Annotated in this window: 2 protein-coding genes; one reads left to right on the top strand and one right to left on the bottom strand. The window is 45.2% G+C overall.

Translation table 11 applies throughout. The features are described 5' to 3' along the window. Positions 1–190: 190 nt before the first annotated feature. Positions 191–1,843 (bottom strand): metallophosphoesterase N-terminal domain-containing protein, encoded by a 1,653-nt coding sequence (locus JX312_RS10085; RefSeq protein ID WP_204457901.1) that lies wholly within the window; start codon positions 1,841–1,843, stop codon positions 191–193. A gap of 459 nt (positions 1,844–2,302) precedes the next feature. Between JX312_RS10085 and JX312_RS10080 the strand changes: the two genes are divergently transcribed. After that, a complete protein-coding gene (locus tag JX312_RS10080) occupies positions 2,303–3,664 on the top strand; it encodes an MFS transporter (RefSeq protein WP_204457900.1) in 1,362 nt (453 codons plus the stop codon). Positions 3,665–3,992: the final 328 nt, after the last annotated feature.

Genomic DNA, 3,992 nt, shown 5'->3' with positions numbered 1-3,992 from the left:
AAATATTGTATATATAATAAATATAATAATCGGATATTTGGCTATAGCTCAACTTTTTTTAAGAAAAAATAATTCTTTTTTATTTAAAAAATGAACTGCGAACCGGTTGTGACGGGTTCGCAGCAGTAGTGGTATATGGGGATGATTCTTTAGAAACTGTTTAAATTTAGTTTCTGAATCATGGGTTGGATCAGTCGCGGAAGAAGTTCCGCTTGTCAAGGTTGCCGAAAGGGTCTTTCCAGGAAATCTCGACCGGAGATGTGGAGTCAGCAGCCGTTATAAGGAACATGCGCACACGCTTTGGTTTTGACAACGCTTTTTTGTAGTCCCCGTTCCAGACAGCTTTGGTTATTGCCGTCTGGCTGTAATAGTCCGGGTGAATTTCATATACGCATTTTACAGGCAGTTCCACGCCATTTTGCATTGCAGTAAGTTTCCCTTCCGGATCCCATGCCCAGACCTGAACCAATAGGGAGTTTTCAGGCAGATGGCTGTAGTTTCCCCATTTTGGGAAATGCCGCTGCAATGTCAAGGCTTCCGAATCGGTGGCAAAATGCCTTTTCAGACTATTGCTGTCCCAGACTTTGAATTGATCGGCGGGATTGTTATCATAAGTGACAAATCTCCAGTTTACGCTGTCGCCGGAAAAGCGGTATACATCAAATCCGACAGGGTTGCCGTCATGTCCGAGGTTGGGTTGACCGAATGAACTGTTCCACCAGATGCTTCCGCATGTGCTTATTAGATTGTGGCATATAAGTTCGTGATTGCCATTTTTAACGCGAGTAAGTCCGTTTTTGTGTGTATGACCCGAAAGAATATGTACCTTCTCAAAAGGCGCGACAATTTTTTCGAGTATTTGAGATGTTTCGCGGTCTGTGCCATAGGTTATTTCAAGCGAGGCATTCTTATAGGAATGTATGGGGCTATGCATACATATTACAAGTGGAGACTTTTTATTGACTGTCTTCAAATCTTTTTCAAGCCAGTCGAGTTGGTCCGGTGTAAAAACAGCCTTGTAGTCACGTTTGCCTTTGATTCCTTCGTGGCCTGAAGAGGATGAGGGGGTGTTATGGTATACGATATTGTCGAGCATCACGAAATGAACGTTTCCTATGTTCATGGAATAATATCTCGGACCGTATGTCTTCATATATCTTACAGCCGATAAGAAATCTGTTGAATCTCTGGCGCAAACAGCCCCGTCACTGTCGTGATTGCCCATTATATTGTAAAAAGGCATCTGCCAACCGTTTTCATTCAGAATCTGTCGGGTGCGTTCTATGTCAACACCTGTCTCATACCAGTGCTGGTCATAGCTGATGTCTCCGAGTCCGATTGAGTAGACCGGCATGCCTTCGCATCGCAGTGATTCGAATTCGCGGTTGATTGCCTGCATGTAACTCCGGAAAGTCTTCTCATCATTGCGTTTGCCGTGGAAGTGCATGTCTGTCGTTACTATTAGTCCGAAGTCTTTGTTCCCGGTTTTGACAAGTCGGAAGTCATGCCGTTCGAATGTGTCGGAAGCATCTGTGAGATCCGCCCAAAAGTCAGGTACGGCATCAGTGCGTGTCGGTTCATAACCGGAGGGTGTGATAATGAATATCTGTCTGTTCCGTTTGTCGGATTTAAGATGGTATGCTCCTTTGGAGTCAGTGGCTGTAATCTCATAACCGTCAGATACGGATACATTTTTCAGCGGTTTGCCATCGCACTCCACTATACCGCCGACAGTGTATCCGTTCTTTTGCTTGAACGGCAGCCGAGATTCATATCTGCTCTGTGCGCTTATATAAGGTGTGCCGCACAAGAGTAATGCCAGTAATGCAATTATACTTTTCATAAGGCAAAATTAGCAAAAATCAGTATCGAAAGGACTGATGTGAGTGTTTTGTAATGTGCAAAAGATTGAACAAATTAATACTCTGATTGGAGTAATTTAAGCCGGATGTGTTGGTAATGAATATTTTATATGCCATATGTGTGATAACCAGGCAGTGTGCTGTGTGGTTAAAACAGTGAAGAAGAACGCAGAAGAAGAATTTGTTGGAGCGCGTGTGAAACAGCTGTCAGGAACAAAAGTTTTTCAGGGTTTTTCAGGTACTGTGTTATGTTAATGGCTATGGTCAATTGTTTGAGTTGTAAGATAATGCTGATATTATTGTAGTGTTGGAATTATCACAGATTGAAATATATTGGTTTGGAGAGTGGTCCGTTTTGGGTAAATTTGTGGCGTGACCGATGGCATCTTTTGTGATGCGCTGATGTAAAACGTTGACCTGAAACATAATACTTGAACAATATGTATAAAAATCCTTACATCCACAGGTGGGTGATTGTCGGAACAATGGTGATTGCCATTGTCTGCAATTATCTTGACCGCCAGCTTCTTTCTATACTGAAACCGGAAATCCTCGGACATTTCAACATCGGAGATATTGAATTCGCATGGATTCTCAACGTATTCCTGATATGTTATGCGGTTATGTATCCGGTGTCGGGTATCCTTGTCGACAAGTTCGGTCCGAAGCCAGTTATGTTCGGTGGTATAGCCGCGTGGTCACTGGCGTGTATTGGTGGCGGTCTATCACAGGATGTGTATCAGTTTGCCGTTTGCCGAGGGATTTTAGGACTGGCTGAGCCTACTATTTTCACGGGTCAGCTTGTAGCTGTTACATTATGGTTTGAGAAAAGGACCCGCGCCACAGCCAACTCCATATGTCAGGCAGGAGGATCGATAGGCACTATGTGCGCACCACTTGCCGTTGCCTGGATGGTGAGGTATTTTCCATGGCAGGATGTATTTATCATAGCGGGTGTAGCCGGACTGATAATTGCGGGGATATGGTGGATAGTGTATCGTCGTCCGCGCCCGGAGTTTCTTTCAATCACGCTCGGTGAGCCAAAAGGGATGACACTCAGGGATACCCGTTCATTCTCAGTGGGGGCTCTTTTCGGCACAAGTGCATTGTGGGGTGTGCTTCTCATAAGACTTGTCAGTGACCCGGTATGGTATTTCATCAATTTCTGGTTGCCCGGTTTCCTCCGTGACTTAGGTGTTGAGCAGGGACTTGGTGTTCAGGAGACCCTCGATATGATACAATATATAGGAGGTATTCCTTTCCTTGTAGGTGCAACCTGCGGAGTTCTTGCCTCGGCGTATTCCGACAAGCTTGTGGCAAGGGGGTGGAACGCTTTGAAATCGCGCAAGGCAGTGATGAGTCTATCTGCATGTGTGGCACCAGTAATCGCACTCGTTCCGCTTCTCAGCCACTGGCATTCAGTTTCTTTTACCTTGCGTTTAGGACTTATAACGGCGGTGTTTGCCATAGTGGCGTTTATGTGTCTTGTGTGGCTTTATAACATCGGAGTCGTTATCGCCGAGACATTTCCGGTGAAGAATGTTGCCACGGTTGCCGGTATCGCGTGCGGCGCCGGTGCTGTAGGAGCGGCATGTTTCAATCTTGTGGTCGGTTCGCTGATGGCGACAATGGGAGAATATCTATTCTACTGTATGGGTTTTCTCCATCCGATTGCAACGATAGTTCTTCTACGGCTTGTAAAGCCAGCGGAGCCGCAGCAGGAGAAATGCGGGACATGTTCAATAGCTTCAGATAAAAACAATGACAACGATGTATGTGGACTCGACGCTGCCCCCAATTGATTGAGTAAGAGTAATGACCTGCAGGCAGTTGTCGAGAATGAATACCCACGGGGTGATCCCGTGGGTATTTTTAGACGGCTTCCGACACTTCGGCAGAGAATTTTATTCTTTTGAGTATTCACTATAGAGTGTTAAATCACGTTATGAATATATGAAACGAATAATTGAAATACTGTCAATATTGCTGATTATGGTGACGGCACCGGGGTGTATCAATGATGAAGTCGAGCCTGTGTGGTCGTTGCAAGCGGGAGACAGACTGCCTGATTTTGAAATTACTCTTGATGACGGGTCGTCGGTCAGCACGGAAATGCTGAAAGGCCGCAAG

The organism is Barnesiella sp. CU968 (genome assembly GCF_905219685.1).
In the GTDB taxonomy this organism is placed as follows: Bacteria; Bacteroidota; Bacteroidia; order Bacteroidales; family Muribaculaceae; genus Lepagella; species Lepagella muris_A.
Note: the sequence above shows the minus strand (reverse complement) of the source record. Positions and strands in the feature narration are given on the sequence as shown.